Here is a 23,635-nt window from a genome sequence, read left to right on the forward strand (position 1 = left end):
ACATGGCTACCCGGAGTTACGTTCGACGGGGTCAGTACCCGAAGGCGCGTGCGGTGTTGGCGGCGAGTGCCGTGGCCAGGGTGTCCTCGTCGATGCCGCGCACGGCGGCCATGGCGCGCACCGTGACCGGAACGAGATAGGGGGCGTTGGGCCGTCCGCGGTACGGCACCGGCGTCAGGAAGGGCGCGTCGGTCTCCACCAGGAGGAGTTCGAGAGGGGCCACGGCGACCGCGTCCCGCAGGTTCTGGGCGTTCTTGAAGGTGACGTTGCCGGCGAAGGACATGAAGTACCCGGCGCGGGCGCAGATCTCCGCCATCTCCGCGTCGCCGGAGTAGCAGTGGAAGACGGTGCGCTCGGGGGCGCCCTCCTCCTTCAGCACGCGCAGGACGTCCGCGTGGGCGTCGCGGTCGTGGATGACGAGCGCCTTGCCGTGCCGCTTGGCCATCTCGATGTGGGCGCGGAAGGAGGCCTCCTGCGCCTCCTTGCCCTCGGGCCCGGTGCGGAAGTGGTCGAGGCCGGTCTCGCCGACGCCTTTGACCTGCGGGAGTGCGGCGAGGCGGTCGATCTCGGCGAGCGCGTCGTCGAGCGCGCCGGTGCCTCCCGCCTTTCGCTCACCCTGCCGGGACCAGCCGTCGGGGTCGCCGTGGACGATGCGCGGGGCCTCGTTGGGGTGCAGGGCGACGGCGGCGTGGACGGCGTCGTATCGGGCCGCGGTCTGCGCCGCCCACTGCGAGCCGCGGACGTCGCAGCCGACCTGGACGACCGTGGTCACCCCCACCGACGCGGCTTTCGCGAGCTTCTCCTCCACGGTCCCGTCCTGCATGTCCAGGTGGGTGTGGGAGTCGGCGACCGGTACCCGCAGGGGCTCCGGGAGCGGTGGCGCCGCGTTCTTCTCGCGGGGGCTGTTCGAAGGCATGCCCCGATCCTACGAAAGGGGCATGCCCGCCCTGCGGCGGAGGGCGGTCAGCTCGCCTTGCGCTGGAAGACGTGCAGGAGGTCGGACAGATGCCAGTGGTGCTGGTCCACCGAGCCGTCCGCGGCCACCGGCACCTCCACGGGCCCGGCGGGGGGCGTGCGGTGCTGGCGGTGAGCCGCGTCACGGGCGGACGCGACCCGGCCGGGCCGCATGATCCGCACGACGTGGTTGTCGCAGTTCGCACACGTGGGCCTGGAGAGCGGGGAGGGCACGATCTGCCCGCTCACCATGTACTGCACGAATTCGCGGCCGCCGCCGTCGATGTGGTGCTCGATCTCGTACGACTGCTCCCACCCGTGCCCGCAGCGCATGCAGGCGAAGGAGTAGGACTCGTTGACGACTGCCGTGGCACCGGGGTGCCCTGCGATCTCGCTCATGCCAGCTCCTGTGTGTCCGCTGGAGTGGAGGACGGGTACGTCCCTCACTCCAGTGGACGCCTCCGTGGGCGGGTACGCGACAGCCCTGTCGAGTGTTGGAGCCGATTTGGGCGTTCCTTGCCAAACCGCCCCGCCACGCCGTGCGGGACTTTGCATTCCGAGGCACCCCTTTGGCACGCACTTGGGGCGCACGCTCAGAAGATGTGCGCCCTGCTCAGAGGGGGTGTGACCCACCTCATCCGGGCACGTCAGGGAGCGGTGTTCTTCGCCGCGACGACCGCATCGAAAACGACCCGCTTGGGCACTCCCGCCTCCACGGCCACGGCGGCGATCGCCTCCTTGCGGCGCTCCCCCGCCTCCTCCCGCACCCGCACCCTGCGCACCAGTTCCGCGTCGTCGATCTCCTCGGCGCCCTTCGCGGGCGCCCCCTCGACCACGACGGTGATCTCGCCCCGGACCCCCTCGGCGGCCCACTCGGCGAGGAAGCCCAGGTCCCCCCGCTTGACCTCCTCGTACGTCTTCGTCAGCTCCCGGCACACGGCCGCCCGCCGCTCCGTCCCGAACACCTCGGCCATCGCCGCGAGCGTGTCGTCGAGACGGTGCGGGGCCTCGAAGTACACGAGGGTGCGCCGCTCCCCGGCGACCTCCCGCAGCCGCGAGAGCCGCTCGCCGGCCTTGCGCGGCAGGAACCCCTCGAAGCAGAACCGGTCCACGGGCAGCCCGGACAGCGCGAGCGCGGTGAGCACCGCGGACGGTCCCGGCACCGCGGTGACCCGGAGGTCCTTCTCGACGGCGGCGGCGACCAGCCGGTAGCCGGGGTCGGACACCGACGGCATCCCGGCGTCCGTGACAAGCAACACACGTGCGCCGCCGAGGAGTTCCTCGACGAGTTCGGGGGTGCGGGCCGCCTCGTTGCCCTCGAAGTACGACACCACGCGCCCCTTGGGCGTGACGCCCAGCGCCTGGGTCAGGCGCCGCAGCCGGCGGGTGTCCTCTGCGGCCACGACGTCGGCCCCGGCCAGCTCCTGCGCGAGCCGGGGCGGGGCGTCGGCGACGTCGCCGATGGGGGTTCCGGCAAGGACCAGGGTTCCGGGCTCAACTGTCACGCGCCCATCCTCCCAGGGTCACCGGATCCGGATGCATCCGCGCCTCTCCCACCCATGCACGGGACGCACACAGCGCTGTTCCCTACGATGGCGCGGTGACCAGTACCGCGTCCTCCACGGACACCCGGCAGGACCAGGCCCCCCAGGACCGGCGGCCGTCGTGGCAGCAGAGGCTGCGCCGATTCGGCTACCAGGCCCCGGACGGAAGCGATGTGCGCGAGCGCCTGGTGCCGCCCTATGTCGAGCCCAGCCCGCGGATGTGGCAGGTCCTGGGCGTGCCCGGGCCGCTCGCCGAGCGCGTCACGCGCTGGTCGGGCTGGCTGGGGCCGCTGCTGGTGACGCTGGTGGCGGGCCTGATGCGGTTCTGGAACCTGGGCAGCCCGAAGAAGGTGATATTCGACGAGACGTACTACGCGAAGGACGCGTGGGCGCTCGTCCACCGCGGCTTCGAGCTCAGCTGGGGCAAGAACGTCGACAGCCAGATCCTGTCCAACGGGCACGTCGCGCTGCCGACGGACGCCGCCTATGTGGTGCATCCGCCGGTCGGCAAGTACGTCATCGGGCTCGGCGAGCTGATGTTCGGGTTCGATCCGTTCGGCTGGCGGTTCATGACGGCGCTGCTCGGCACGCTGTCGGTGCTGATCGTGTGCCGGGTGGGCCGTCGCCTCTTCCGCTCCACGTTCCTCGGCTGTCTCGCGGGCGCGCTGATGACCGTGGACGGCCTGGCCTTCGTGATGGCGCGGACCGCGCTGCTCGACGGTGTGCTGATGTTCTTCGTGCTGGCCGCGTTCGCCGCTCTGGTCATCGACCGCGACCGGGCACGGGAGAAACTCGCGGCCGCGCTGCCGGTCGACGCCCACGGGCTCGTGCGCCCCGACGCGGGGATCGCGGACACACTCCGGCTCGGCTGGCGGCCGTACCGCTGGCTGGCGGGCCTGCTGCTCGGCCTGGCCATGGGCACCAAGTGGAACGGTCTGTTCTTCCTCATCGCCTTCGGCATCATGACCGTGCTGTGGGACGTCGGCTCCCGCCGGGTCGCGGGGGCGCGGCACCCGTACCAGGCGGCCCTCAACCACGACGCCGGCATCGCGTTCCTGGCCATGGTGCCGGTCGCGTTCGTCACCTACCTCACCTCGTGGATCGGCTGGATCCTCTCGCCCACGAACGGCACCGGCGGTTACTACCGCAACTGGGCCGCGACCGACGGCAAGGGCGGCAACTGGACCTTCCTGCCCGACTGGTGGCGCAGCCTGGTCCACTACGAGCACGAGGTCTACAAGTTCAACGTCGGCCTCTCCTCGCCGCACACCTACATGTCCAACCCGTGGAGCTGGCTCGTCGACGGCCGCCCCGTCTCGTACTTCTACGAGTCGCCCTCGCCCGGCACCGACGGCTGCCCGGCGGACGCGGGTGCGAAGTGTGCCCGCGAGGTCCTCGCGATCGGCACCCCGCTCCTGTGGTGGACGGCCTGCTTCGCGGTCCTCTACGTCCTGTGGCGCTGGTTCTTCCGCCGCGACTGGCGCGCGGGCGCCATCGCCTGCGGCATCGCGGCCGGATACCTGCCCTGGTTCAACTACCAGGAACGCACGATCTTCTTCTTCTACACGATCGTCTTCCTCCCCTTCCTCTGCCTGGCCGTGGCCATGCTCCTCGGCGCTCTCATCGGGCCCCCGCGCGCCACCGAGACCCGCCGCGTGGCAGGCGCGATCGCGGCAGGAGTCCTGGTCCTCCTGATCACGTGGAACTTCATCTATTTCTGGCCCCTGTACACCGGAACGGCGATCCCGATCGAGAGCTGGCGGTCGCGGATGTGGCTGGATACGTGGGTCTAGGGGGCTGGAATTCACGTATGTGATTGAGCACCTGCTCCGAGGAATCAGGAAACTCTTACCCCTGGTGTCACACCTCCCGCCTAGAGTGCCCACAGCGATGGGGTAATCGGGGAGGGGGGCCAACCATGGCCAAGGGGGTGAAGGTCGCGGTCGTCAGCACGGTGTTCGCCGTGATGGTCGGCGGGGCCGGATACGGGGCGTACAACTTCGTGTCGGCGTTGACCAAGGACGGAAGCGGTTCGGGCGGTGTCAGGAGCGGGCCGCCCGGTGCCGACGAGATCGCGAAGACGTCGAAGGACTTCTTCGCCGCCTGGGAGAAGGGCGACGCGGCGGGCGCGGCGTCGCTCACGAACAACAGCACCACGGCCGAGGCGCTGCTGACGGGCTACAAGACGGACGCGCACATCGGTGACGTACGCATCACGCCCGGCAAGGCGACCGGCGCCACCGTGCCGTACAGCGTGAAGGCGACGGTGTCCTACGACGGGAAGTCGAAGCCGCTCGCGTACGAGAGCAAGTTGACCGTGGTGCGCGGGGTGACCACCGGGAAGGCGCTCGTCGACTGGCAGCCCGCCGTGGTGTATCCGAAGCTCAAGGCGGAGGACAGGCTCGTCACCGGCGAGTCCGCGAACCCGTCCATCGAGGCGGTTGACCGCTCGGGCAAGGTGCTGACGAAGGAGAAGTACCCCTCCCTCGGGCCGGTCCTGGACGCCCTGCGGGAGAAGTACGGCGCCGAGGCCGGCGGCACTCCCGGCATCGAGCTGGTCGTCAAGCACCCGGACCAGACGCCCGACACCTCGCTGCTGACCCTCGCCGAAGGCAAGGCGGGCAAGCTGGAGACCACGCTCAGCGCGACCGCTCAGGCCGCCGCCGAGAAGGCCGTGAAGCTGTACCACCAGTCCTCGGTGGTCGCCGTCAAGCCCAGCACCGGCGAGGTGCTGGCCGTGGCCAACAACCGTACGGACGCCTTCAACGCGGCCTTCGAGGGCACCAAGGCCCCCGGCTCCACCATGAAGATCATCACCGCAGCGATGCTCATCGACAACGGCGTGACCTCGATGAACGGCCCGGCGCCCTGCCCGGACAGTGCCGTGTGGCAGGGACAGACCTTCAAGAACCTCACCGGCATGCAGTCCAACGAGGGCGCCACGCTGGCCAACAGCTTCATGCGGTCCTGCAACACGGCCTTCATCAAGCTCATCGACGAGAAGCCGCTCACCGACGATTCGCTGACGCTGGAGGCCCAGAACCGGTTCGGTATCGGCGAGGACTGGAAGACCGGCGTCGTCTCCTTCGACGGCAAGGTCCCCGCGGTCGGCGGCCCGGACCGGGCGGCGGGCGCGATAGGCCAGGGCCAGGTCCAGATGAACCCGCTGAACATGGCCTCGGTGACCGCGACCGCGATCACCGGCACCTTCCGCCAGCCCTACCTGGTGTCGCCCGAACTCGACGACCGGAAACTGGCCACCGCCAAGGGGCTGCCGTACAACACGGCCTCCCAGCTGAAGCAGATGATGCGGATGACCGCGACCCAGGGCACCGGCGCGAAGGCGATGGCGGGGCTCGGCGGGGACATCGGCGCGAAGACCGGTTCCGCGGAGGTCGACGGACAGCAGGTGTCCAACAGCTGGTTCACCGGTTTCCGCAACGACGTGGCCGCGGCGGCCATGACGGAGGAGGGCGGCCACGGCGGCGACGCGGCGGGGCCGATTGTCGCAGCTGTGCTACGAGCCGCAGGCTGAAGTCACCCGCGCAGGGCAGGGACTCTAGGCTGTGGCCGTCGTTGGGATGGATGAGGGCTGGGTCCTGGCGTCGCATTCCCGTCGTCCGCCCGAAGGGCGGGCCCCGCGGTGTCTGGTGCGTGTGATCGCAAGGCGCCGGGCCGCCCTCGTGGCGGAGCCACGTGGGCGGTTCGGGAACGCGGCGAGCGCGCGTGCCAGACACCGCGGGGCAGACGGGAATGCGACGCCAGGGCCCTAAGGGGACCCTGAGACAGCGCGGAGGAAGCGTAGATCGTGGGTAACAGAAGGCGCGTCGCCGAGCGACGGAAGACCAAGCCCGCCGTGGTCGGCGGGATGATCGCCGTTGTCGTCGTCGGCGCCGGTGTCGGCGTCTACGCACTGTACGGCGCCGGGGCGGCGGCGGACGACCGGACGCAGAACACGTCCTCGGCCGCCGACCAGAAGCCGAAGGTGAAGACCGGACCGCTGTCGGCGGCCGAGGTGACCTCCACCGCGACCACCTTCCTCACCTCCTGGCAGCAGGGCAGGGTGACCGCGGCCGCCGCGGCGACCAGTGACACCGCGGCCGCCACCGCTCTCCTCACCGGCTACACCAAGGACGCCCACATCACCGGCGTCACCCTCACCCCGGGCACCCGCACGGGCGGCAAGGTGCCCTTCTCCGTGAAGGCCACGGTGACGTACAAGGGCCTCACCAAGCCGCTGGCGTACGGCAGTTCACTCACCGTCGTCCGCAACACGAGCACCGGGAAGCCGCAGGTCCACTGGGCCTCCTCGGTCGTCCACCCCGATCTGAAGGACGGCGACACCCTGGTCACCGGCGAGTCCGGGACGCCACCCATCAAGGCGGTCGACCGGGACGGCGGCGAGCTCACCGCGGCCAAGTACCCCTCCCTGGGCACGGTGCTGGACGGGCTGCGCGAGAAGTACGGCAAGAAGGCCGGCGGCAAGGCGGGCATCGAACTGCGGGTGGTCCGCGGCAAGTCGTCCGGGTCCGCGAAGGCCGAGGACTCCGACAAGACCCTGGTGGAGCTCAGCAAGGGCACCCCGGGCACCGTGAAGACGACGCTGAACCCGGCGCTCCAGGCGGCGGCGGAGCGGCAGGTCACGACGCAGGCGCAGTCCTCCGTGGTCGTCCTGCGCCCCTCGACCGGCGAGATCCTCGCCGTGGCCAACGCCGGCCACGGCTTCAACACGGCCTTCCAGGGCTCTCTCGCCCCCGGTTCCACGATGAAGGTCGTCACCTCCTCGCTGCTGATCGAGAAGGACCTCGCGTCGGCGGACAAGGCGCACCCCTGCCCGAAGTACTTCACGTACGGCGGCTGGAAGTTCCAGAACGACGACAAGTTCGAGATCAAGGGCGGCACCTTCAAGGCGAGCTTCGCGCGTTCCTGCAACACCGCCTTCATCAGCCAGGCGGGCAAGCTGGACAACGACAGCCTGACCAAGCAGGCCCAGCAGGTCTTCGGTCTGTCCATGGACAACTGGGCGATCGGCGTCCCGTCCTTCGACGGCGCGGTGCCGGTGCAGAGCGCGGCCCAGAAGGCGGCCTCGCTCATCGGCCAGGGCGGGGTGCGCATGAACCCGCTGAACATGGCGTCGGTCTCCGCCACCATCGAGTCGGGCACCTTCAAGCAGCCCTACCTGGTGTCCCCGACGGTCGACGGCCGCACGCTGGCCACGGCCTCGCGCACGATGTCCGCGGGCACGCTGGCGCAGCTGCGTGAGCTGATGGCGTACACGGCGGGCTACGGCACGGCGGCCGAGGCGATGTCCGGGGTCTACGGCAACGTCGGCGCGAAGACCGGCTCCGCGGAGGTCGACGGCCAGAAGAAGCCCAACGGCTGGTTCACCGCGTACCGGGGCGACCTGGCGGCGGCGGGCGTCGCCCAGGCGGGCGGCCACGGCGGCGACACGGCGGGCCCGATCGTGGCGGCCCTGCTGAAGATGGGCGGCTGACCGGCGGCTAGCCCCGTACGGGGGACGCGGCCATGTAGGTGCGGCGCAGGAACCTCAGCAGCGCCTTCTGCTCGAACTGCACCACCGACACGCCCTGCGGGGAGTGGAACTCCATGACGGCCTGTACGCGGCCGCACGGCCACACCCGTACCTCGCCGCTGCCGGCCGGCGCCCTGAGTCCCTGCTCCAGCAGAGCGCGGGAGAAGGTCCACTCGTGGGTGCCCGGCAGGCCGACGCGTACCGAGCGGGGGTCGTCCTCGGGGTCGTAGCGCAGGACCACCGGGACCGCCTCGTCCTCGGCGATGTCCGCGTCCGAAACGATGTGGGCTCGTGCGTACTGTTCGACTACAGACATCGTGACGGGCCTCTCACGCTGCGTAACCTGTGCGGAAGCTGTGCATCCATTCCTTCTCCAGCGTCGCACATTTCCTGGCTTGCGCCCCCGGGACCGCAAGCCTGCGACTTGCTGTTCGCGTCACCCCTCTCTTGCAAAAGGTTCGCAACAAGCCACATCATGCAACGGTGCATGTGCCTGACGGATTCATAGACGCCCCCATCTCGGCAGCGACCGCAGTGGTCGCCGCGACCGCCGTGGCGGTGAGCCTGCGCGGCGCCCGCCGCGAACTGGACGAGCGCACCGCGCCCCTGGCGGGCCTGGTCGCGGCGTTCATCTTCGCCGTACAGATGCTGAACTTCCCCGTCGCCGCGGGGACCAGCGGACACCTGCTCGGCGGGGCGCTGGCCGCGATCCTCGTGGGGCCCTTCACCGGGGTCCTGTGCGTGTCCGTGGTCCTGCTGATGCAGGGCATCCTCTTCGCGGACGGCGGTCTGACCGCGCTCGGCGTGAACATCACCGACATGGCCGTCGTCACCACGGTCGTCGCGTACGCCGTCTTCCGCGGCCTGGTGAAGGTCCTGCCGCGCAGGCGCAGTTCGATCACAGCCGCCTCCTTCGTCGCCGCGGTGCTCTCGGTGCCCGCCGCGGCCGTCACCTTCACCCTGATCTACGCGGTCGGCGGCACCACCGACGTCTCCATCGGCAAGGTCGCCACCGCGATGATCGGCGTCCACGTCCTCATCGGCATCGGCGAGGCCGCCATCACCGCGCTCACCGTGGGCGCCGTCATCGCCGTACGCCCCGACCTGGTGTACGGCGCGCGCGGTCTGGAGCAGAAGCTCCGGCTGCGGGTGAACGGCGAGCTCGTCGACGTACCCGCCGCCGAGAAGACCCCCGTCGCCGCCCGTTCGCACCGCAAGGTGTGGATCACCGGCCTCGTGACCTCGCTGGTCCTCGCCGGATTCGTCAGCTTCTACGCCTCCGCGAACCCCGACGGGCTGGAGAAGGTCGCCGCGGACAAGGGCATCGACGACAGGGCCGAGCAGCATGCCAACGCGGACTCGCCGCTCGCCGACTACGGCGTGAGGGACGTCGAGGACGCCCGCCTGTCCGGGGGGCTGGCGGGCGTCATCGGCGTCGGCGTCACCGTCGTCGCGGGCACCGGCGTGTTCTGGGCGGTGCGCAGGCGTCGTACGGGCGACGTCTCACCGGCGAGCACGAGCAGCGTCTGACGTGGGGGCCGGACACGCGCACAGGCTCTACCGGCACGGGCACTCGCCCGTGCACGCCCTGCCGCCGCACACGAAACTCGCGGCGGTCCTCGCCTTCGTGGTCGTCGTGGTCTCGACCCCGCGGGAGGCGATGTGGGCGTTCGCCCTGTACGCCACACTGCTGGGCGTCACCGCGTACGTCGCGCGGGTGCCCGCCGGCTTTCTGCTGAAGCGGCTGCTGATCGAGGTGCCGTTCGTGGCGTTCGCGGTGCTCATGCCGTTCGTCGCGGAGGGCGAACGGGTCGGGGTGCTCGGCATGTCGCTGAGCGTGAACGGGCTGTGGGGCGCCTGGAACGTGCTCGCGAAGGGCACCCTCGGCGTCGCCGCGTCGGTGCTGCTGGCGTCCACCACCGAACTGCGCGAACTGCTGCTGGGGCTGCAACGGCTCAGGCTCCCGCCGCTCCTCGTCCAGATCGCGTCCTTCATGATCCGCTACGGCGACGTCATCACGGACGAGATGCGGCGGATGCGGATCGCGCGGGAGTCGCGCGGGTTCGAGGCGAGCGGCGTCCGGCACTGGGGCGTCCTCGCGAAGTCGGCCGGCGCGCTGTTCATCCGCTCCTACGAGCGCGGCGAGCGGGTGCACCTGGCCATGGTCAGCCGCGGTTACGCCGGTTCGATGCCGGTCATCGACGAGGTGACCGCGTCCCGGGCGCAGTGGTCGTACGCCTTCGCGCTCCCCGTCGCCGCCCTCGTCGTCTGCGTGTTGGGATGGACCCTGTGACACCTTCCCTCGAAGTGGCCGGTCTGGCCTACGCGTATCCCGACGGGCACCAGGCCCTCTTCGGCGTGGACTTCTCGATCGCGCGCGGCGAGCGGGTCGCGCTGCTCGGCCCGAACGGCGCCGGCAAGACGACCCTGGTGCTGCACCTCAACGGCATCCTGAGCGGCGGGGTGGGCTCGGTGCGGGTCGCCGGACTTCCGGTCGGCAAGCAGCACATGGCGGAGATCCGGCGCCGGGTCGGCATCGTCTTCCAGGACCCCGACGACCAGCTCTTCATGCCGACCGTGCGCGAGGACGTGGCGTTCGGGCCGGCGGCGGCCGGGCTCGCGGGGCCCGAGCTGGAGGAGCGTGTGCGGACCGCCCTGGAGCGGGTCGGCATGGCGGACTTCGCCGGGCGGCCCCCGCACCACCTGTCCTTCGGCCAGCGGCGCCGGGTGGCCGTGGCGACCGTACTGGCGATGGAGCCGGAGATCCTGGTCCTGGACGAGCCCTCCTCGAACCTCGACCCGGCCTCTCGCCGTGAACTCGCCGACATCCTGCGCTCGTTGGACGTGACCGTGCTGATGGTCACGCACGACCTGCCGTACGCCCTGGAGCTGTGCCCGCGCTCCCTGATCCTGAGCGAGGGCACGATCGTCGCGGACGGCAGGACGGCCGGACTCCTCGCCGACGACGGGCTGATGCGGGCACACCGGCTGGAGCTGCCCTTCGGATTCGATCCGCGGTCCGTGACAATGGGCGCGTGACGAACGAAGAGGACGCCGGGTCGCTGCTCCTTGACGACCAGTTGTGCTTCGCGCTGTACGCCGCCCAGCGCGCGGTGACGGCCGCGTACCGGCCGCTCCTCGACGAGCTCGGGCTCACCTATCCGCAGTACCTCGTGCTGCTGGTGCTGTGGGAGCGCGGCGAGACCAGCGTGAAGGAGCTGGCGGGGGCCCTGCGGCTGGACTACGGCACGGTCTCGCCGTTGCTCAAGCGGCTGGAGAGCGCGGGGCTGGTACGCCGGGAGCGCGCGGCGGCCGACGAGCGCTCGGTCCTCGTCGCGTGCACGGAGCGCGCGACGGAACTCCGGGAGCGTGCGACCCGCGTCCCCGGCGCCCTCCTGTCCGCGACGGGGCTCGACTCCGAGGAGGTCGCGAGGTTGCGCCAGGAGTTGCGGGGGCTCGCGGAGAGAGCGCACGAGGCATCCGAGCGCCCCCACTGACCTCCCGTTACCCACGGTTGCCACCCCCTGGTGGTCCGACTCGCACCTACCGGCCGGTACCTTGTGCACGATGTACTTGCGCGCACTTGTTCCTTGGGGGGCCAGCCATGAGTGACGACACCGCAGTCGACACCGCCGTCGACACTCGTCCGACGAAGATCATGTACGTCGCCGAGGCCACCGCGCACGGCGGCCGCGACGGCTACGTCACCAGCCAGGACGGCCAGATCGAGCTGAAGGTCGCCATGCCGCCGGCCCTCGGCGGGGACGGCAACGGCACCAACCCGGAGCAGTTGTTCGCCGCCGGGTACAGCTCCTGCTTCCACAACGCGCTGATCCTCGTCGGCAACCGCATGGGCTACGACCTGAGCGGCTCCACCGTCGCCGCGAAAGTCGGCATCGGCCCCAACAAGCACCGCGGCTACGGCCTCGCGGTCGCCCTGAGCGTGTCCCTCCCGATCCTCGACGCGGGCATCGCGGCGAAGCTGGTGGACGCGGCCCACGAGGTCTGCCCGTACTCGAACGCGACCCGCGGGAACATCGACGTGACGATCCTGCTTGGGTGAGAGGGAGACACCCGCACGCAGGAGGAGCACGGACGTGGACGTGAACGGCACCGTCGCCGAGGGCTTCGAACCGGTCAGGGACGTGTTCGCGCGGAACTTCGAGACGCTCGGGGACCGGGGTGCCGCGGTCGCCGTGTACCGGGACGGGCGCCGGGTCGTCGACCTGTGGGCCGGCACCAGGGACGTCGACGGCACCGAGCCCTGGCAGCGCGGCACCGCGCAGCTCGTGCGCTCGGCGACCAAGGGCGTCGCCGCCGCCGTACCCCTGCTGCTGCGTCAGCGTGGGCTGCTGGACCTGGACGCGCCGGTGGCCGAGTACTGGCCCGAGTTCAAGGCGCACGGCAAGGAGCGGCTGCTGGTCCGGCATGTGCTGAACCACCGGGCCGGGGTGCCGGTGCTGGACCGGCCGCTCACCCCTGAGGAGGCCCTGGACCCGCGGAAGGGCCCCGAGGCGGTCGCCGCGCAGACCCCGGCCTGGGAGCCGGGCACGGACCACGGGTACCACGCGCTGACGTACGGCTGGATGCTGGACGAACTGGTGCGCAGGGTGACCGGGCTCGGCGCCGGCGCGTGGATCGCACGGGAGATCGCCGGGCCGCTCGGGGCCGGGTTCTGGCTCGGGCTGCCCGAGACGGAGGAAGCGGCCGGCCGGACGGGCCGGGTGGGCCGGATCGAGACGCCGGAGCCGACCGGCGCCCTGCACGCCCGCCCCAAACGGTCCGTCACCGAGGCCTACGAGGATCCCGGCTCCCTCACCCGCCGCGCCTTCGCCGCGATCACCCCCTTCCCCGACCAGAACGACCCGGCGTACCGGGCGAGCGCCCTGCCCGCGACGAACGGGATCGCGACGGCCGACGGGCTGGCCCGGATCTACGCGGCGCTGATCGGTGACGTCGACGGCGGCGTGCGGCTGTTCACCCCGGCCACCGTGGAGGCGGCCCGCACCGAGGAGTCGGCGGGCCCCGATCGCGTACTGGTCGTCAACACCCGCTTCGGCCTCGGCTACATGCTGCACGGCAGCGCATCCCCGTTGCTCGGCCCCGGCTCCTTCGGGCACCCCGGCCGCGGCGGCTCCCTCGGCTTCGCCGACCCGGACACGGGCATCGCCTTCGGCTACGTCACCAACGGCTTCCGCAAGACGGTCACGGCGGACCCGAGGGCACAGGCACTGGTCAGGGCGGTACGGGCGGCCTTGTGACCCCGCCGGGAACGCACTCTGCGCGGGCCCGCCCGCGGCTCACCTCCCGGCTCAGCCGTCGGACTCCGCCGACGGCAGGTAGGCGCCGGGGACGGCGTTCGGCGTGTAGACCTTCTTGTCGCCCGGGTACGGCTTGGTCCAGTTGTGCGTCTGGTACCAGGTGTAGCGGTTCATCTGCTCGGCGTTGGCGTAGTCCGGCACGGCGTGCGCGCCGGTCAGCCGCTGGTGGGAGGCCCAGGTCTTCCACTGCGCGGCAAGTGCCTGCTGTGCCGCCGGCACCGCCGCCGAGGTCGGCGCGGGGGCCGCGTCGGCGTCCTGGGCGGCCGGGGTGTCGGTGCCGCAGGAGGGTGCGGGGCTCACCCCGAGGGTCAGCGAGGTGCGGTTGGGCAGCGCCGTGAACGGGGTGGTGTCCGCCTTCGGGGTGAAGGCCCCGTACATCGGGGTGGCCGCGCTGTCCTTCTGGTTCATCGGGTGGATCCCGAGGATCTGCTCGACGGTGCGGATCATCGTGATCTGCGTGTAGTAGTGGCTGTCGACGGTGCCGTGCTGGGCGTAGGGGCTGATGACCTGGACCGGGGCCCGGTGGCCGTCGACGTGGTCGAGACCGTTCTGGGAGTCGTCCTCGACGACGAAGATCGCGGAGTCCTTCCAGTACTTGCTGTGCGAGATCTCGTCGACCATCCGGCCGACCGCGAGGTCGTTGTCGGCGACCTCGGCGGACGCGTTGGCCGGACCGCCGGTGTGGTCGTTGGAGAACCAGAACATGTTCAGGTTCGCGGGGCCGTTCTTCTCGAAGTCCTGCTTCCAGATCTGTTCCTTGTAGATGTCCGGGACGGTGAGGTCGAACATCGGGAAGCCCTGCACGGACACGTCGTTGAGGGACGGGATCGCCGAGCCGGTCTGGATGGGGTACTGCGTCCCCGCTCCCGTCGCGGCCATGTTCTTGGTGTCGCAGTACAGGTTCTGCCAGGTGGCATCGGCCGGCTTGGACTCCGTGGACTGGAACTCGCCGAAGTCCTTGACCGACTTGCCGGCCGCCTGCGCGCCGGTCCAGATGAAGCCGGACTTCTGGTGGCCGAGGACGTCGTTCTCGGTGTCGTAACTGCGGGTGTACTCACCGGCGGAGGACTCGGTGTACTCCGGGTTGTCCGACTGCATCAGCCAGTTGTGGCCCTCGGCGGAGTTGGTGCCGATGTCGTAGAAGTTGTCGTAGAGGCCGAACTGCTGGGCCAGCGCGTGCTGGTTGGGGGTGACGTTCGCGCCGAACGTGGTCAGCGCCGGGTTGCCGTTGCCCTGCGGGAGGTCGCCGTAGACCTGGTCGTAGGTGCGGTTCTCCTTGACGAGCAGGAAGACGTGCTTGATCGTCGAGGGGTCGCCGAGGCGGGCGGGGACCGGAATCGGCTTGGCGTGGCTGCCGCCCTTGGCCGTGGTGACCGAGCCGGGCGTCCAGCCGTTCTGCTGGAACACCTTGGCGGTCCGGGACCGGATGACGAGGTCGCTCGGCAGCGTGAACTCGGTGAGGCTGGACGTCGTGTCGTGGGTGCCGTGTCCGGAGGCGGTGGTGGGGCGGCGGGCGTCGATGCCACGGGTGTTGGAGACGACAACCTGCTTGCCGACGGTGGTGACCTCGGCGGGGAAGTAGTCGGTGGGGAGCAGGCCCACGTAACTGGCGGGTTCCTGCGCGGACTTGTACCGGTAGACGGCGACCGCGTTGGCGCGCCCCAGCGTCACCAGGAGCCGGCCGTCGTCGGTGAGGGTGACCGCGTCGGGCTCGTAGCCGACCTTCGCCTCGGGCCACGGCTGGGTGGCGATGGTCTGGACGACCCTGTCCTTGCGGGTGTCGATGACCGAGACGCTGTTGTCGGCGGTGTTGGTGACGAACACCGCACCCTTCTTCGCGTACACGGCGGTCGGGTGCAGACCTACGTCGATGGTCCGGACGGCCTTGTCCCCGAGGGTGTCGATGACGCTGACCGTGCCGGTGGTGGCGGCGCCGGTGTCCGGGTTGGCGGGCACCTGGGTGCCGTAGGAGTTCATGGTGGTCTCGCCGGCCCTGGCCGGGCGCCCGCCCTCGTTGCTGACGTACAGCTTGCCGTCGACCAGGGCGATTCCGCGGGGCGCGTTGCCGACGGCCCAGCTCTGCCTGATGGTTCCGGTCGCCGCGTCGAGGGCGACGACCCGGTTCTGGCCGTTGACCGCCGCGTACACGGTGGAGCCGTCGGGCGAGAACACCGCCGCGCCCACCAGGGCCTGCTGGGTGCCGACGGTCGGGATCGGGACGGCCACCGGGTCGGCGAGGGTGCCGTCCGCGGTGACGGTGAACTTGGTGTATCCGGTGGCCTGTCCGAGCCACAGCTGCTTGCCGTCGGGCGAGTAGGCGGGGCCCTCCTGGCCGACGGCGGCGCTGCTGATGCGCAGGTCGTCCGCCGCGTTGGCGCCGATCTTCTGCTTCATCTGCCCGGTCGCGAGGTCCATGATCACCAGCGCCGCGTCGCCGTCGGTGACCGCGGCCGCGAGGTGGGTGCCGTCCGGGCTGACCGTGGACGACATGATCTTGCCGTCGTTGATGACCGTCCGGCTGCCGTACGGCTTGAGGTACTGGTCGCTGGAGATGACCTCGCCCCTGGCGGTGTCCTGCGCGACCTGCTGGGTGCCGAACTGGTAGGTCGAGGCGACCGCGGTACCGGTGACGCCGAGGGCGACGGCGATGCCCGCCGTCACCAGCGTGCTCCGACGGCTGAGGCGTCTGACCTTCTCGCTGCTCCGGCGCCGGCGTGTTACCTGCATGGGGCTATCCCTTCGAAGTGGTGTCCAGCAGCTCGACGTTGCCGTCGAACTGCCACAGCGGATTGGGCGCGTCCCCGGTGGAGGTCCGCACCAGGAAGTAGCCGTTCACTTCCTTGGGCCCGTCGCCGTCGGCGACGAACCGCCCGTCCGATCCGACGTCCAGCTGATAGACAGCCGTCCCCGCCACCGGTACGCCGGGCAGGTGCCAGGTCACGACACACCGCCAGTCATTGCCCGCCCCCTTCTGAGCGGCCTGTCCGTCGCTCTTGGTGCACGCCGCCGAGGCCCTGAGCTGCGCCTCGGTGACGGCGGGACGGTGGAGTTGCTCGGTCTGCATGCGGTACAGGTGGGCGAAGGCCGTGGCGAGGGACCGCTGGACCTTGGCCTGCGTGATGCCCGTCGAGGGGACCGCCACGGCGATCACCGCGACGCTGAGGGCGGTCAGCCCGGCCAGGGGCAGCAGCCCCGCGGCGAACCCGCGGCGCCCGGCACCGTCGTAGGCGAGGTTGGTGAAGTCCCGCCGCAGGAAGAGCAGTTGAGCCAGTGCGGTCGCGAGGACGGCCCACACCAGGCTGACCGCGACGCCGATCAGCAGCGGGGTGAGCTGGGCGGGGCCGGTGAACAGGCCGTTCCAGGAGACGAAGGCGTAGCCCGGTAGTGCGAGGCGTACGGCGACGGGCAGCGGCAGCATCTGGGCGACCTGCATCCCGAGCGCGACCACCGGCGGCAGCAGCAGCCCCGTAGGGGACCGGCCGAGGGCGACCGAGCCGAGCAGGCCGATCGCGGCGAGGGCCAGAGTGGGGGCGAGTGCGGCGACCCAGGCGAGCAGGACCCTCCCGGCGGCATCCGAAGGGGACAGCAGGTGGCCGTCGAGGCCGACGAGCGGCTGGTTGCCGACGGACGCGAGCCCGCCCACGGCACTGGAGCAGGCCAGTCCTGCCACCAGCAGCAGGATGACAGTGAGGCCGGCCAGCACCTTCGCCACGAAGATCCGGCGCGGCGAGCGGACCGCCACCAGCAGGTGCCGCCAGGTGCCGAGCCGGTCCTCGACGGCGAACATGTCACCGGCGACCACCGAGGTCAGCAGCGGGAGCGCCCAGGTGCCCGCGAAACCGAGGATCACCAGCGGTCCGGCCCATCCGGTGGCGTGCATCCAGCGGCCGAAGAGGGTGTCGGAGGGGAGGGTGCTCTGCCGGCTCACCCCGGCGACGAAGAGTCCCGGTGCGCTCCAGCAGGCGAGGACGAGGAGGCGGATACGCCACTGGGAGACGAGCTTGACGAGTTCGAAGCGGTAGCTCCGCGACACCGGGACGGGACGGGCGGCGGTGTCCTCAACCACGACGAGTGCGGTCATCCGACGCCCTCCTGCGGCTCGGTGAGAGCGAGAAACGCGGCTTCCAGCGGCGACACGACAGGGGCCAGCTCGCGCACCGCGATGCCCGACGTCACGAGCCGTGTCACCAGGTCGTCGAGGGCGGGCACCGGCGCGCGTACGACGAGCACGTCGACGTCCGGTGTCCACCGTCCGGGGTCCTCGACGATGCGGACGCCGTCCGTGCCGTCGGCCAGCCGCCGCGCCGCCTGCGGGTCGGACGTCCGTACCCGGTAGTCCAGTTCACGGCTCTCGGCGGCCAGCTTGCCGAGCGGGCCCGAGAACACGACCCGTCCCGCGGCCAGGATGGTGGCCTCGGAGCACAGCGCCTCCAGGTCGTCCATGCGGTGGCTGGAGACCACGACACTCGTGCCCTGGGCGGCGAGGCCGTTCAGGACGCCGTGCACCTGCCGTTTCCCGGCCGGATCAAGGCCGTTGGCGGGCTCGTCGAGCACCAGCAGCCGCGGCTCGGTGAGCAACGCGGCGGCTAGCCCGAGCCGTTGGCGCATGCCGAGGGAGAACCCGCGGGCCCGGTCGTCGGCGACGTCGGTGAGCCCGACCTGGTCGAGCACGTCGTCGATCCGCGCGGTACGGGCGTCCCGGCCCCGCAGCCGGGCCAGCGCGGCGAGATTCTGCCGGGCGGTGAGCGAGGGGTAGAGACCGGGCCCGTCCACGAAGCCGGCGACCCCGTCGGGAGCGGCGAACGCCCGTCCGACCGGCGTCCCGAGGATCTCCAGACTGCCGCCGTCGGCGACGGCCAGACCCAGCAGGAGCCCGAGCAGCGTCGTCTTGCCGGCGCCGTTCGGACCGACCAGGCCGTGGATCCGGCCCCGCGTCACCTCCAGGTCGACGCCGTCGAGTGCCACGACATCGCCGAAGCACTTGGCGATCCCGCGGGCCCGGACCGCGTGGAGAGTGCCCATGAGTCCCTTGAGTCCCTTCTTCGGCATCCGCAAGGACCCTAGGGACGGCACACAACCCAGCCACAGACGGCTGGCTGAACGCTCAGGGAACGAAGCGTCAAGTCATCGGCAAGTGGAGCGAACCAATAGCCGACGTTGAGCGGGACTTGGGGAGCGCTTGGGGCGAGCGCACGGGAGGACGGCGACCGGCTGAAGCCGCAGCACCTCAAATCCGGCTCAGGAGATCAACGGAACTCTCCCTGCCCTCTGGCCCGCGCCATACGCTCACATCCCTGCCTGCCGCCACGACGAAAGACACGGGTGAGAGTCACATGCTCAAACTGTCGCTCCTGCTGAGAGCACTCGCGGCAGCGGTGGGGGCATTGGCGGCAGCAGCCGCACTGGCTGGCTGCACCGGTGGCCAGGACAACACCGGGACCCCGCCGTCCCCTTCCTCCCCCTCACCGACGCGGGCGTCGGCCGTCGACCGCGTCGAACACGCCCAGGGCGAGACCGTGAGCAGGGCCCCGGCCTACCCGGACGGAAAGACCCTCATCGAGAAGGCGAACGCCCAGGGCAGCCAAGAGCTCGACATTCCGGGCGGGTTGAAGGCGGGCCCCCTGGACATCCTCGTGAACTGCCAGGGCAACGGAACGCTGACCGTCTCCGTGAAACCGGTCGGGCTGAGCTTTCCTCTCACCTGCGTGAAGGAGGAGACCAGCAGCATCATGAACGAGATGGACCTGCCAGGCCCCCGGTCGCACGGCACGGTGACGGTCACAGCTCCGTCCGGCGTCCGCTGGGCGCTCACGGTCGGCCAACAGCCGCGAGGATCCGCCGCCGAGCAGTGACGAGGGCGGGCAGTGTGAGGGCGGCCGTGAGATCCGGAAGCCGCCCGGCGCCCACCTCAACCGGCGTGCAGCATCAGCCCGATCCCCACCACGAGCAGCCCGGCCGCCGCGATCCTGGGCGCCCCGAACCGCTCCTTGAAGAACACGGCACCGATGGCCGCGCCGACGATGATCGAGGACTCCCGCAGGGCCGCGATCGGGGCCAGCTCCGCCTTGGTCTGGGCCCACAGGACGAGCCCGTACGCGGTGACGGACAGGACGGCGCCGAGCAGACCGATGCCCGCGAAGGGCCGTAGGACGGGGATGAACTGCCCGCGCCACTGCCAGAGCGCGTACGCCGGGATCGCCACACCCTCCATCGCCATCAGCCAGGCGATGAACCCGGACGCGGAGCCGGAGGCACGCACGCCGAGGCCGTCGACGACCGTGTACGCGGCGATGGACAGTCCGGTCGCCAACGCGGCCCCGATGGCGGCCCAGTTGGGCCTGCGGCCCCGCATCCCCCACAGGGCGACGCCGGTGAGTCCCGCGCAGGACACGGCGATTCCGGCGGCCGCCCAGCCGTTCGGCACCTCATGGGCGAAGAGGGCGGCGAGCAGCGTCACGACCAGGGGCGCGGTGCCGCGCGCGATCGGGTAGGCCTGCCCGAAGTCGCCGAGCCGGAAGGACTTCATCAGCAGGACGTAGTACGCGAGGTGGATGAACACCGAGGCGACCAGATACGGCCATGCCGCCGACGCCGGTACGGGCACGAACGGGATGAACGCCAGCCCGATCAGCATCCCGCCGCCCGCGATCAGCGTGAACCCGACCAGCTTGTCAGTGATCCGGTGCGCGATCGCGTTCCAACAGGCGTGCGTGACCGCGGCGAACAGGACGGCGGCGGTGACGAGCGGGGTCACGGGGTGTGTTCTCGGACGTCCACCAGGGTGGCTCCGGCGTGGGCGACGAGTTCCTCGGGCGCCATCGGGAACACGGCGTGCGGGTTGCCCGCGGCGGCCCACACGATGTCGTGGCCGAGCAGCGAACGGTCCGCGAGCACCCGGGTCCTCGTCCGGTGCCCGAAGGGCGGCACGCCCCCGATGGCGTACCCGGTCGTCTCCCGTACGACATCGGCCTTGGCCCGTGTGACCTTCTCGGCGCCGAGTGCCTCCCGGACCCGTTCGAGGTCGACGCGGGAGGACCCGTCCATCAGCACCAGCACGGGCACCCCGTCCGCCGCGAAGATCAGCGACTTACAGATCTGACTCAGCTCGCACCCGACGGCCGCGGCGGCCTCGACGGCGGTACGGGTGGCGTCGGGGAAGCGGCGGACCTGCGCGGTCAGCTCGTCGAGGCCCAGCTCACGGAGGGTCTCGGCGAAACGGGGGTGGGCACCGGCGTCGGAAGGCGTCATGCCGGGCAGATTACTTGCCGGATACAGACATCACGAACGAATTCCAGCCTCACCTGTCCTCCCCGCGACGGGCGGACGCGGTGTCGGCACGCCTGGCGCCCGGAGCGTTCCGCCGCCCTCCTCCGTCGTGCAGGATGCTGCCGTGACCTCACCCCCCACCCCGTCTCCCGCCGTACGCCCCTACCGCCCCGGGGACCGCGAAGCCCTCGGCGACATCTGCGTCCGCACCGCGCACGTGGGCCGGGACAGCCGGCCGCACTACGCCGACCCGAGCGTCTTCACCGCGGCCTTCGCGGCGCCGTACGCCCATCTCGAACCGGGGCTGGCCTTCGTCCTCGACGACGGGGAGGGACGGGCCGTCGGGTACGTCCTCGGTACCGCCGACACGTCCCGGTTCGTCGAGGACTACCGCGCGAAATGGCTTCCGCTCGTGGCCGGCCGCTATCCGGAGCCCGGCGGCGAGCCGCGCACCCCGGACGAGGAGATCGTCGCGCTGCTGCACCGCCCGGAGCGGATGCTCGTCTCCGAAGTCGCCGCGTATCCCGCCCACCTGCACATCGATCTGCTCCCGGAGTGGCAGGGGCGCGGGTACGGCCGGGCGCTCATGGAGACCTTCCTGCGCGCGCTGCACGAGCGGGGCGTGGCCGCTGTCCACCTCTCGATGGTGAGCGCCAACATACCCGCCCGCGCCTTCTACGACCGTCTCGGCTTCCACGAGATCGCCGTACCGGACGCCGGGACCGTCACGTATCTCGGGCGCGGCACGGCAGAAGCCGGCCGGTGAGGGCACCCCCCACCGGCCGGCTTCTCTCACACCAGAGGTGTCAGACGCGGACCAGTTCCCGCTCCTCGTCCGGATCCGTGTTCTTCTCGGCCGGGGCGCGCAGGCTCTCGCCCTCGACGTCGACGGCGGGCAGCGCGCGGTCCAGCCACTTCGGCAGCCACCAGGCGCGGTGGCCGAGCAGCGCCAGCACGGCCGGGACGATCGCCATGCGGACGACGAACGCGTCGAAGAAGACGGCGATCGCGAGGCCGAAGCCGATCATCTTGATCATCGACTCGCCGGAGCTGATGAAGCCTCCGAAGACGGCCATCATGATGACCGCGGCGGCGACCACGACCCGGGCGCTGTGCCGGAACCCGGTCACGATGGCCTCGCTCGGGGACTCGCCGTGGACGTACGCCTCGCGCATGCGGGTCACGAGGAACACCTCGTAGTCCATCGCGAGGCCGAAGACCACGCCCACCATGAAGATCGGCATCATCGACATGATCGGGCCGGTCTCCTCGACGCCGAGCAGGCCGCCGAGCCAGCCCCACTGGAAGACCGCGACGACGGCGCCGAGCGCGGCGAGCACGGACAGCAGGAAGCCGAGGGCCGCCTTCAGCGGGACCAGGATCGAGCGGAACACCACGATCAGGAGGAGGAAGGCGAGGCCGACGACCAGGGCCAGGTACGGGATCAGGGCGTCCGTGAGCTTCTGCGAGAAGTCGATGTTCATCGCGGTGGTGCCGGTGACCAGGACGTCCGCGTCCGCCTTGGACGCGATGTCGTCACGGATGGCGTGCACCAGGTCCTCGGTCTGCACCGAGGAAGGCTTGGAGTCGGGGATGACCGTGATGGTCGCGGTGTCGCCCGCCTTGTTGAAGGTCGCCGGGGTGACCGTGACGACGTCCTTGAGGCCCTTGATCCCGTCGGCCACCGAGGTGGCCGCGGCCTTGGGGTCGTCGCTGTTCTTCGCGTCGACCACGATCATCAGGGGGCCGTTGAAGCCTGGGCCGAATCCGTCCGAGAGCAGGTCGTAGGCGCGGCGCTGGGTCGTGGACGTCGGCTGCGAACCGTCGTCGGGCAGGCCCAGTTCCAACTGGCTGACCGGCAGGGCGACCGCGCCGAGGCCGACCACGCCGAGCAGCAGCACGGCGACCGGACGGCGGATGACGAAGCTCGCCCAGCGGACGCCCAGGTTGGGCTTGGAAGGCTCCGAAGCCTCCTTGTCGAGGGGCTTCTTGCGCTTCTCTCCCGCCGGGCGGATCTTGCGGCCCGCGTACCCGAGCAGCGCCGGGATCATGGTCAGCGCGATGAGGACGGCGATCACGACCGTGCCCGCCGCGGCGAGGCCCATATTGGTCAGCATCGGCACGCCGACGACCGAGAGTCCGGCCAGCGCGATCACGACGGTGAGGCCGGCGAAGACCACCGCGGAGCCGGCGGTGCCGGTGGCCCGGCCGACCGCCTCCTCCCGGTCCCGGCCGTCGGCCAGCTCGCCGCGGTAGCGGGAGACGATGAACAGCGCGTAGTCGATGCCGACCGCGAGGCCGATCATCCCCGCGAGCGTGGAGGTGTTGTCACCGAGGTCGAGCGCGTTGGCGAGGGCGGCGATGGTGGAGACGCCGATCGCGACGCCGATGATCGCCGTCAGCAGCGGCAGCCCGGCCGCGACCAGCGAGCCCAGGGTGATGACCAGGACGACCGCGGCGAGGGCGAGACCGATGGCCTCACCGATCCCTCCCGCCTCCGGCTCGGCCTGGAGCACGTCACCGCCGACGTCGACGGTCAGTCCCGTGTCCCGGGCCTCGTCGGCCGACTTCTCCAGGGCGTCCCGGGTGGCGTCCTTGAGTTCCATGGTGGGGGCGTCGTAGCGCACCGACGCGTAGGCGACCCTGCCGTCCCGGCTCACCGCGTTGGTGGTGAAGGGGTCGGTGACGGAGACGACCTCGGAGCCGTCGCCCAGTTCCCTGACGGTCTTGGCGACGGTCGCCTTGTTGGCGGCGTCCGTCATCTTCTCGCCCTCGGGCGCCTTGAAGACCATGCGTCCGGTGGCGCCGTCCGCGCTGGCTCCTGGGAAGCGCTGTTCCAGCAGGTCGAAGGCCTTCTGGGCCTCGGTCCCCGGGATGGAGAAGGAGGTGGATCCGGCGGCGGGCGCAGTGAACGCGCCGATGCCCGCGAGCATCAGCAGGGCCACCCATATGAGGGCGACGAAGTACCGTCGCCGGAAGGCGAGCCGGCCGAGTTTGTAGAGGAACGTGGCCACGAA

Annotated in this window: 21 protein-coding genes; 11 read left to right on the top strand and 10 right to left on the bottom strand. The window is 70.9% G+C overall.

What is annotated here, in order from left to right; translation table 11 throughout:
• Positions 1-31: 31 nt before the first annotated feature.
• The 3 genes from OHT57_RS21365 to rsmI form a co-directional block, all read right to left on the bottom strand.
• Positions 32-916, bottom strand: a complete 885-nt coding sequence (locus OHT57_RS21365; protein ID WP_328748068.1) for a TatD family hydrolase — start codon at positions 914-916, stop codon at positions 32-34.
• 47 nt (positions 917-963) lie between these two features.
• Positions 964-1,353 carry a hypothetical protein gene (locus tag OHT57_RS21370; RefSeq protein ID WP_328748069.1) on the bottom strand — a complete coding sequence of 130 codons (390 nt, stop codon included), beginning with the start codon at positions 1,351-1,353 and terminating at the stop codon, positions 964-966.
• Positions 1,354-1,601: 248 nt separating this feature from the next.
• Positions 1,602-2,459, bottom strand: coding sequence for a 16S rRNA (cytidine(1402)-2'-O)-methyltransferase (rsmI, locus tag OHT57_RS21375; RefSeq protein ID WP_328748070.1), 858 nt, complete (start codon positions 2,457-2,459; stop codon positions 1,602-1,604).
• Positions 2,460-2,554: 95 nt separating this feature from the next.
• Here rsmI and OHT57_RS21380 point away from each other — a divergent pair, with 95 nt between their 5' ends.
• The 3 genes from OHT57_RS21380 to OHT57_RS21390 all read left to right on the top strand — a co-directional run bounded on the left by OHT57_RS21380 (position 2,555) and on the right by OHT57_RS21390 (position 7,992).
• On the top strand, positions 2,555-4,291 hold the full coding sequence (locus tag OHT57_RS21380) for a dolichyl-phosphate-mannose--protein mannosyltransferase (protein ID WP_328748071.1): 1,737 nt from the start codon (positions 2,555-2,557) through the stop codon (positions 4,289-4,291).
• Between the two features lie 125 nt (positions 4,292-4,416).
• Positions 4,417-6,033 (top strand): penicillin-binding transpeptidase domain-containing protein, encoded by a 1,617-nt coding sequence (locus tag OHT57_RS21385; RefSeq protein ID WP_328748072.1) that lies wholly within the window; start codon positions 4,417-4,419, stop codon positions 6,031-6,033.
• Positions 6,034-6,306: 273 nt separating this feature from the next.
• A complete protein-coding gene (locus OHT57_RS21390; RefSeq protein WP_328748073.1) occupies positions 6,307-7,992 on the top strand; it encodes a penicillin-binding transpeptidase domain-containing protein in 1,686 nt (561 codons plus the stop codon).
• 7 nt (positions 7,993-7,999) lie between these two features.
• On the opposite strand, the gene OHT57_RS21395 is transcribed toward OHT57_RS21390, so the two are convergent.
• Positions 8,000-8,347, bottom strand: coding sequence for an SsgA family sporulation/cell division regulator (locus OHT57_RS21395; RefSeq protein WP_328748074.1), 348 nt, complete (start codon positions 8,345-8,347; stop codon positions 8,000-8,002).
• Positions 8,348-8,514: 167 nt separating this feature from the next.
• Between OHT57_RS21395 and OHT57_RS21400 the strand changes: the two genes are divergently transcribed.
• The 6 genes from OHT57_RS21400 to OHT57_RS21425 all read left to right on the top strand — a co-directional run bounded on the left by OHT57_RS21400 (position 8,515) and on the right by OHT57_RS21425 (position 13,292).
• Positions 8,515-9,561 carry an energy-coupling factor ABC transporter permease gene (locus OHT57_RS21400; protein WP_328748075.1) on the top strand — a complete coding sequence of 349 codons (1,047 nt, stop codon included), beginning with the start codon at positions 8,515-8,517 and terminating at the stop codon, positions 9,559-9,561.
• Position 9,562: 1 nt separating this feature from the next.
• Entirely contained in the window at positions 9,563-10,324 is a 762-nt protein-coding gene (gene cbiQ, locus OHT57_RS21405; RefSeq protein WP_328748076.1) for a cobalt ECF transporter T component CbiQ, read from the top strand.
• Complete coding sequence (locus OHT57_RS21410) at positions 10,312-11,070, top strand: energy-coupling factor ABC transporter ATP-binding protein (protein WP_328748077.1); 759 nt, start codon at positions 10,312-10,314, stop codon at positions 11,068-11,070. Before cbiQ ends, OHT57_RS21410 begins: the two co-directional genes overlap by 13 nt.
• A complete protein-coding gene (locus tag OHT57_RS21415; RefSeq protein WP_328748078.1) occupies positions 11,067-11,528 on the top strand; it encodes a MarR family winged helix-turn-helix transcriptional regulator in 462 nt (153 codons plus the stop codon). Before OHT57_RS21410 ends, OHT57_RS21415 begins: the two co-directional genes overlap by 4 nt.
• 107 nt (positions 11,529-11,635) lie before the next feature.
• Complete coding sequence (locus OHT57_RS21420) at positions 11,636-12,094, top strand: organic hydroperoxide resistance protein (RefSeq protein WP_328748079.1); 459 nt, start codon at positions 11,636-11,638, stop codon at positions 12,092-12,094.
• Positions 12,095-12,128: 34 nt separating this feature from the next.
• Positions 12,129-13,292, top strand: a complete 1,164-nt coding sequence (locus tag OHT57_RS21425; RefSeq protein WP_328748080.1) for a serine hydrolase domain-containing protein — start codon at positions 12,129-12,131, stop codon at positions 13,290-13,292.
• A gap of 51 nt (positions 13,293-13,343) precedes the next feature.
• Here the strand turns inward: OHT57_RS21425 and OHT57_RS21430 are convergent, their stop codons facing one another.
• From OHT57_RS21430 to OHT57_RS21440, 3 genes are read right to left on the bottom strand one after another with little or no spacing between them, the layout of a single operon-like run.
• Complete coding sequence (locus OHT57_RS21430; protein WP_328748081.1) at positions 13,344-16,079, bottom strand: bifunctional YncE family protein/alkaline phosphatase family protein; 2,736 nt, start codon at positions 16,077-16,079, stop codon at positions 13,344-13,346.
• A gap of 4 nt (positions 16,080-16,083) precedes the next feature.
• Positions 16,084-17,433, bottom strand: coding sequence for an ABC transporter permease (locus tag OHT57_RS21435; RefSeq protein ID WP_328748082.1), 1,350 nt, complete (start codon positions 17,431-17,433; stop codon positions 16,084-16,086).
• Positions 17,430-18,374, bottom strand: coding sequence for an ABC transporter ATP-binding protein (locus tag OHT57_RS21440; RefSeq protein WP_328753276.1), 945 nt, complete (start codon positions 18,372-18,374; stop codon positions 17,430-17,432). Before OHT57_RS21440 ends, OHT57_RS21435 begins: the two co-directional genes overlap by 4 nt.
• Before the next feature lie 311 nt (positions 18,375-18,685).
• Here OHT57_RS21440 and OHT57_RS21445 point away from each other — a divergent pair, with 311 nt between their 5' ends.
• A complete protein-coding gene (locus tag OHT57_RS21445; protein WP_328748083.1) occupies positions 18,686-19,204 on the top strand; it encodes a hypothetical protein in 519 nt (172 codons plus the stop codon).
• Positions 19,205-19,260: 56 nt separating this feature from the next.
• Here the strand turns inward: OHT57_RS21445 and OHT57_RS21450 are convergent, their stop codons facing one another.
• Entirely contained in the window at positions 19,261-20,106 is an 846-nt protein-coding gene (locus OHT57_RS21450) for a DMT family transporter (protein WP_328748084.1), read from the bottom strand.
• The gene (locus OHT57_RS21455; RefSeq protein WP_328748085.1) at positions 20,103-20,600 is read right to left on the bottom strand and encodes a YbaK/EbsC family protein; all 498 of its coding nucleotides are present in this window, start codon (positions 20,598-20,600) and stop codon (positions 20,103-20,105) included. Before OHT57_RS21455 ends, OHT57_RS21450 begins: the two co-directional genes overlap by 4 nt.
• 142 nt (positions 20,601-20,742) lie before the next feature.
• On the opposite strand from OHT57_RS21455, the gene OHT57_RS21460 reads away from it, so the two are divergent.
• Positions 20,743-21,384 carry a GNAT family N-acetyltransferase gene (locus OHT57_RS21460; RefSeq protein WP_328748086.1) on the top strand — a complete coding sequence of 214 codons (642 nt, stop codon included), beginning with the start codon at positions 20,743-20,745 and terminating at the stop codon, positions 21,382-21,384.
• Positions 21,385-21,424: 40 nt separating this feature from the next.
• Here the strand turns inward: OHT57_RS21460 and OHT57_RS21465 are convergent, their stop codons facing one another.
• Positions 21,425-23,632 carry an MMPL family transporter gene (locus tag OHT57_RS21465; RefSeq protein ID WP_328748087.1) on the bottom strand — a complete coding sequence of 736 codons (2,208 nt, stop codon included), beginning with the start codon at positions 23,630-23,632 and terminating at the stop codon, positions 21,425-21,427.
• Between the last annotated feature and the right edge of the window lie 3 nt (positions 23,633-23,635).

It is taken from the genome of Streptomyces sp. NBC_00285 (assembly GCF_036174265.1).
GTDB lineage: Bacteria > Actinomycetota > Actinomycetes > Streptomycetales > Streptomycetaceae > Streptomyces.